The organism is Mycobacterium sp. TH-M116, assembly GCF_057473685.1.
The window spans coordinates 21,796-27,814 of record NZ_JBYCLC010000026.1; the positions used below are offsets into that span (position 1 = coordinate 21,796).

The 6,019-nt window shown below is 69.1% G+C and carries 7 protein-coding genes; 5 read left to right on the forward strand and 2 right to left on the reverse strand.

Features of this window, described 5'->3' with window-relative positions:
- Positions 1-92: 92 nt before the first annotated feature.
- From rpmF to AC2VOK_RS01140, 5 genes are all read left to right on the forward strand, one after another.
- Positions 93-266, forward strand: coding sequence for a 50S ribosomal protein L32 (rpmF, locus tag AC2VOK_RS01120; RefSeq protein WP_428898833.1), 174 nt, complete (start codon positions 93-95; stop codon positions 264-266).
- A 63-nt stretch (positions 267-329) separates the two neighbouring features.
- Entirely contained in the window at positions 330-1,022 is a 693-nt protein-coding gene (locus tag AC2VOK_RS01125) for a response regulator transcription factor (RefSeq protein WP_428898834.1), read from the forward strand.
- A 16-nt stretch (positions 1,023-1,038) separates the two neighbouring features.
- Entirely contained in the window at positions 1,039-2,589 is a 1,551-nt protein-coding gene (locus AC2VOK_RS01130) for a HAMP domain-containing sensor histidine kinase (protein WP_428898835.1), read from the forward strand.
- 25 nt (positions 2,590-2,614) lie between these two features.
- A complete protein-coding gene (locus AC2VOK_RS01135) occupies positions 2,615-4,117 on the forward strand; it encodes a S1C family serine protease (RefSeq protein ID WP_428898836.1) in 1,503 nt (500 codons plus the stop codon).
- Complete coding sequence (locus AC2VOK_RS01140; RefSeq protein ID WP_428898837.1) at positions 4,117-4,671, forward strand: MogA/MoaB family molybdenum cofactor biosynthesis protein; 555 nt, start codon at positions 4,117-4,119, stop codon at positions 4,669-4,671. Before AC2VOK_RS01135 ends, AC2VOK_RS01140 begins: the two co-directional genes overlap by 1 nt.
- A gap of 47 nt (positions 4,672-4,718) precedes the next feature.
- Here AC2VOK_RS01140 and mscL read toward each other — a convergent pair whose 3' ends face one another.
- Entirely contained in the window at positions 4,719-5,150 is a 432-nt protein-coding gene (gene mscL, locus AC2VOK_RS01145; RefSeq protein WP_428898838.1) for a large-conductance mechanosensitive channel protein MscL, read from the reverse strand.
- Positions 5,151-5,249: 99 nt separating this feature from the next.
- Entirely contained in the window at positions 5,250-5,930 is a 681-nt protein-coding gene (locus AC2VOK_RS01150; protein ID WP_428898839.1) for an SAF domain-containing protein, read from the reverse strand.
- Positions 5,931-6,019: the final 89 nt, after the last annotated feature.

Consider the following 6,019-nt stretch of genomic DNA (forward strand, 5'->3'; position numbering starts at 1 on the left):
CTATCCTGAGGGGCAATCGTCGCTCGTCCGGCCCGCTCGGCCATCCCGCGACATGCCCATCAGAAGTCCCGAACGAGGAGTAAGGCCCGACCATGGCCACACCCAAGCGCAGGATGTCGCGCGCCAACACCCGAAGCCGCCGCGCGCAGTGGAAGGCCGGTCGGACTGAACTCGTCGGTGTCACGGTCGCAGGTCAGCGGCACAAACTGCCGCGCAGGCTGCTCAAGGCGGCCCGCCTCGGCCTGATCGATCTCGACAAGCGTTAATCTTCCCGGACACCCGGCGCGCCTCTCAGGCCGCTCTCAGGCGCCGGGACGACACTAGTGGCCGTGCGGATATTGGTCGTCGACGACGACCGCGCGGTGCGTGAGTCGCTTCGCAGGTCGCTTTCCTTCAACGGCTATTCGGTCGAACTCGCCCATGACGGGGTGGAGGCTCTCGAGAAGATCGCCGCCGAGCGGCCCGACGCCCTGGTCCTGGATGTCATGATGCCGCGGCTGGACGGCTTGGAGGTGTGTCGCCAGCTCCGCAGCACCGGCGACGACTTGCCGATTCTGGTGCTCACCGCCCGCGACTCGGTCTCCGAGCGCGTCGCGGGCCTGGACGCCGGCGCCGACGACTACCTGCCCAAGCCGTTCGCGCTCGAAGAGCTCCTGGCGCGGATGCGCGCCCTGCTGCGTCGCACCAAACCCGAGGACGCCGACGCCGGCGAGTCGGTCGCCCTGCGGTTCTCCGACCTGGCCCTGGACCCGATGACCCGCGAGGTGACCCGCGGGCAACGGCAGATGAGCCTGACCCGCACCGAGTTCGCGTTGCTGGAAATGCTGATCGCCAACCCGCGCCGCGTGCTCACCCGCAGCCGCATCCTCGAGGAGGTGTGGGGCTTCGACTTTCCCACCTCGGGTAACGCCCTGGAGGTCTACGTCGGATATCTGCGCCGCAAGACCGAGGCCGACGGTGAACCCCGGCTGATCCACACGGTGCGGGGAGTGGGTTACGTGCTGCGGGAGACGCCGCCGTGACGGTCCGCCTCCGGTGATGATCGGGTTCCGTCGGCGACGGCGCGCCCGCCCGCGGGCCACCAGTTCGTTGTCGCTGCGCTGGCGGGTGATGCTGCTGGCGATGTCGATGGTCGCGATGGTTGTCGTGCTGATGGCGTTCGCGGTCTACGCGGTCGTTTCGGCGGCGCTCTACAGCGACATCGACAACCAGCTGCAGAGTAGGGCGCAGCTGCTGATCGCCAGCGGGTCGCTGGCCGCCGACCCCGGGAAGGCCATCGAGGGCACGGCCTATTCGGATGTCAACGCCATGCTGGTCAACCCGGGCCACGCGATCTACACCGCCCAACAGCCGGGCCAGACGCTGCCGGTCGGCGTACCGGAGAAGGCCGTCATCAGCGGTGACCTGTTCATGTCGCAGCGCACCGCGTCCGAGCAGCGGATTCTGGCGATCCACCTGCCCAACGGCAGCTCGCTGCTGATCTCCAAGAGCCTGCGGCCGACCGAAGCGGTGATGACCAAGCTGCGCTGGGTGCTGCTGATCGTCGGCGGAATCGGGGTCGCGGTCGCCGCGGTGGCCGGTGGCATGGTCACCCGGGCCGGGTTGCGCCCGGTGGCCCGGTTGACCGAAGCGGCCGAACGGGTCGCGCGCACCGACGACCTGCGGCCCATCCCGGTGTTCGGCAGCGACGAACTGGCCCGGCTGACCGAGGCGTTCAACCTGATGTTGCGGGCGCTGGCCGAGTCGCGGGAGCGGCAGGCCCGCCTGGTGACCGACGCCGGGCACGAGTTGCGCACGCCGCTGACGTCGCTGCGCACCAATGTCGAACTGCTGATGGCGTCGATGCAACCTGGTGCGCCACGGCTGCCCGAGCAGGAAATGGTCGACCTGCGCGCCGACGTGCTCGCGCAGATCGAGGAGTTGTCCACGTTGGTGGGCGATTTGGTGGACCTCACCCGCGACGACGCCGGGCACGTGGTGCACGAGCCGGTGGACATGTCCGAGATGGTTGACCGCAGCCTCGAGCGAGTCAAGCGGCGGCGCAACGACATCCAGTTCGACGTCCAGGTCGTCCCGTGGCAGGTCCATGGTGACGCGGCCGGGTTGTCGCGCGCGGTCTTGAACCTCATGGACAACGCCGCCAAGTGGAGTCCGCCGGGAGGCCACGTCGGCGTCCGGATGAAGCAGCTCGACGCCTCACACGCCGAACTCGTGGTCTGGGATTACGGCCCGGGAATTCCGCCGCAGGAACGACGTCTGGTGTTCGAGCGGTTCTACCGGTCGACGACGGCACGGGCCATGCCGGGCTCGGGGCTGGGGTTGGCGATCGTGAAACAGGTGGTGCTCAAGCACGGCGGGACGCTTCGCATCGAAGACACCGTGCCCGGCGGGCAGCCTCCGGGGACCGCGATCTACCTGCTGCTTCCCGGCCGGCCGATGCCGGTTGGGCCGTCCGCGGAGCTCGCCGCCGATTTCGTCCTCGACGAGCCCGGGACCCACCCCGGCCCGGGTGGGTCCGCGTCGGGAAGCTCGGTGAACTCTGGGCAATCGGCGAACGTTATCTCAGCGGACTCTCAGTCCCGGGGCTGATGGTGGAAGTGCAGTTACTGTTGGAATGCAGGTCGAGTCGTGCCCACACCAGCCGACATTCAAGAGGAAGAGCGAACTTAGCGACATGACGAATCACCCGAGGTATTCGCCACCGCCGCAGCCGGGCTACCGTGCCGTGACCAGCCAATCAGGTGGCCGCGCCTACCCCCAGGGGCAACAGCACCCGTACGACCAGCAGTACGACCAGCAGTACGACCAGCAGTACGACTGGCGTTATGCGCAGCCCCAGCCGTCACCGACGGCGCAGTACCGGCGGCCCTACGATCCGTTCGGTGGCCGTGGCCCCGGCAGCGCCGGGGTGGGCCCGGCGCCAGGCGGTACCGGCGCCGGGCCGATGCCCGGGATGCTGCCGCCGATGGGTCCCCCGGTAGGCCAGAAGCGTTCCCGAGGGGGCCTGCTGGCCACCGGCGCGCTGGCCATCGCGGTGGTCTCTGCCGGGATCGGTGGCGCCGCGGCCACGGTCGTCGAGTTGGGCGCGCACTCGACCGGCGGCCACGGCGGGCGCGTTACCGGTGCCGCCCCCAGCGTCCCGGCCGCGAACATGCCGTCGGGCAGTGTCGAACAGGTCGCCGCCAAAGTGGTGCCCAGCGTCGTCATGCTCGAGACCGACCTGGGGCGTCAGTCGGAGGAGGGCTCCGGGATCATCCTGTCCTCCGACGGGCTGATCTTGACCAACAATCACGTTGTCGCGGGTGCGGCCCCGGGCCCGGGGAAGCCGCCCGGTGCCGTAGCCAACCCGGCCCCGAAGACGACGGTCACGTTCTCCGACGGGCGCACGGCGCCCTTCACGGTGGTCGGAACCGACCCCACGAGCGACATCGCCGTGATCCGCGTTCAGGGCGTGTCGGCGCTCACTCCTATTGCGCTGGGCTCCTCGTCGGATCTGCGTGTCGGCCAGCCGGTGGTCGCGATCGGGTCGCCGCTGGGGCTGTCCGGCACGGTGACGACTGGCATCGTCAGCGCACTCAACCGGCCTGTCTCCACGACCGGCGAGGCGGGAAATCAGAACACCGTGCTGGACGCGATCCAGACCGACGCGGCGATCAACCCGGGTAACTCGGGTGGCGCCCTGGTCAACATGAGCGGCCAGCTGGTCGGGGTCAACTCGGCGATCGCCACCCTCGGCGCCGATTCGCCGGATGCCCAGAGCGGGTCGATCGGGCTCGGCTTCGCGATCCCGGTTGACCAGGCCAAGCGCATCGCCGACGAGCTGATCAGCAGCGGCAAGGCGTCCCACGCGTCGCTGGGCGTGCAGGTGACCAACGACAAGGGCTCCCCCGGCGCCAAGATCGTGGAGGTCGTGCAGGGCGGTGCCGCCGCAAGCGCCGGTGTACCCAAGGATGTCGTCGTCACCAAGGTCGACGACCGTCCGATCAACAGCGCCGACGCGCTGGTCGCCGCTGTGCGTTCCAGGGCGCCGGGCGACAGGATCTCGCTGACGTTCGAGGATCCCGCGGGCGGCGACAGCCGGACCGTCGAGGTCACTCTCGGCAAGGCGGATCAGTGATGAGGGTCGAGACACCCCCGGAAGCCCTGTCGGAGCTCGGATATACGGTTGCTCCTATGGAGACGGGTGCGGAGTTGGTGGTTGGCCGGGCTCTGGTGGTGGTGGTCGATGATCGCACCGCGCACGGGGACGAGGACCACAGTGGACCGCTGGTCACCGAGCTGCTGACCGAGGCGGGGTTCGTCGTGGACGGTGTCGTGGCCGTGGCCGCCGACGAAGTCGAGATCCGCAATGCGCTGAACACCGCGGTGATCGGCGGGGTGGACCTGGTGGTCTCGGTCGGTGGCACCGGTGTCACACCGCGCGACGTCACCCCGGAGGCCACCCGGGAGATCCTGGACCGGGAGATCCTCGGCATCGCCGAGGCGATCCGGGCCTCGGGCCTGGCCGCGGGGATCATCGACGCCGGGTTGTCCCGCGGTCTGGCGGGGGTGTCCGCCAGTACGCTGGTGGTCAACCTCGCCGGTTCCCGCTACGCAGTGCGCGACGGAATGGCGACGCTGAATCCCCTCGCCGCCCAGATCATCGGTCAGTTGTCGAGCCTGGAGATCTGACCCGGCTCAGCCGCACCTCACGGCGAGTCGGCGTCCGCGCGCGGCCCTTAGCTGGGCGTGGGAGTCTGCCCGCCGGCGCCGAGGTGCTTGCCGGCGGAGTCGCCGTTGGTCTGGCCCAGCAGGTCGCGGATTTCGGTGAGCAGGACAATCTGGGCGTCTTCGGCCTGTTCGACCTCGCCTCGCTTGCGCAGCGTGTTGTAGGGCAAGACGACGAAGAAGTACACGACGACCGCGATCAGCACGAAGTTGATCGCGGCCGACAACAGGATGTTCAGGTCGATGGTCTGACCGCCCCCGATGCTGATCCGCAGGATGCCCACGTCCGACGTCTGGTTGACGCCGATCCGGTTGATCAACGGAGTGATGATGCTGTCGGTGAACTTGGTGACCAATGCGGTGAAAGCGGTACCGATGACGACCGCGACAGCCAGGTCGACGATATTGCCCCGGGAGAGAAACTCCTTGAATCCTGTGAACATTGACGATGCTCTTTCTGGGCTCTTTCTAGGCCGTTTCTGGGCCCTTTCTGGACTGAACAGAATTTGCTGCGGGTCACGGGCCGAACGGTGGGCGGGTGCTCAGTGCAGGGTGAGGGTTACCGCCTGACCCAGTGTCGAGGCGGCCACCGTGTTCGCCACATGAGCCGGCAGCGCCACCAACACTACGCGGTCGCTCGCGGTGGCCTGGGCTTTTCGTCCGGCCGACACGAGAACCACGATCGCGTCGGTGGCCACCACCTTGCCGACGGGCTGCCCGGTCGCCGGCGAATCGGGGCCCGGCGCGGCGAGCACGTCGACGACGTCGCCCACCCGGATCACGTCGAGCAGGGCCCCGTCGGTCAAGCGCAGCGGCACGATGCGGGCGCCGGGACCGGCCTTCGACCCGATTGCGGCCTCGGCCAGCCGGCTACCGAGCACACGGACATCGGTGAGCACTTCACCACGCCTGGCCGGGCCTGCCAGCGTTGCACCGACCACGGTATTCAGGTTGGTCGCTGAGCCGTCGGGAATCGTGGCATGCGAACGTGTTTCGAGCCGGACGTCGTCGGTGGCCAGCGCGGTACCGGGGGTGAGGTCACGCGCGGCGACCACGACGCCGGCGCGATCCCCGTCCGGGTCGGGCCGCAGCATCGCGATCCCGGCGAGAACCACGAGCCCGCCGGCGGCCACTCGCCGGGCCCGCACGGTGCGGGTCCAGTCGGGGTGCGACGACGCCGCGAGGCGCCGCCACACCGAGGGGTTCAGTGAATGTCCCGTCACGCCGCAACAGTAGATGCCCCCCGGCGCCGGGGGTGCCGGTCGCGGGCGGCGTTGTGGACAACCGCTCAGCCCTCAGCCGGACGACGCCG

Bases quoted from the DNA above. Each gene is read 5' to 3' on its own strand.
- AC2VOK_RS01130 (WP_428898835.1), top strand. From the start codon at position 1,039: ATGATCGGGTTCCGTCGGCGACGGCGCGCCCGCCCGCGGGCCACCAGT.
- AC2VOK_RS01135 (WP_428898836.1), top strand. From the start codon at position 2,615: ATGCAGGTCGAGTCGTGCCCACACCAGCCGACATTCAAGAGGAAGAGC.
- mscL (WP_428898838.1), bottom strand. From the start codon at position 5,150: ATGTTCACAGGATTCAAGGAGTTTCTCTCCCGGGGCAATATCGTCGAC.
- rpmF (WP_428898833.1), top strand. From the start codon at position 93: ATGGCCACACCCAAGCGCAGGATGTCGCGCGCCAACACCCGAAGCCGC.
- AC2VOK_RS01140 (WP_428898837.1), top strand. From the start codon at position 4,117: ATGAGGGTCGAGACACCCCCGGAAGCCCTGTCGGAGCTCGGATATACG.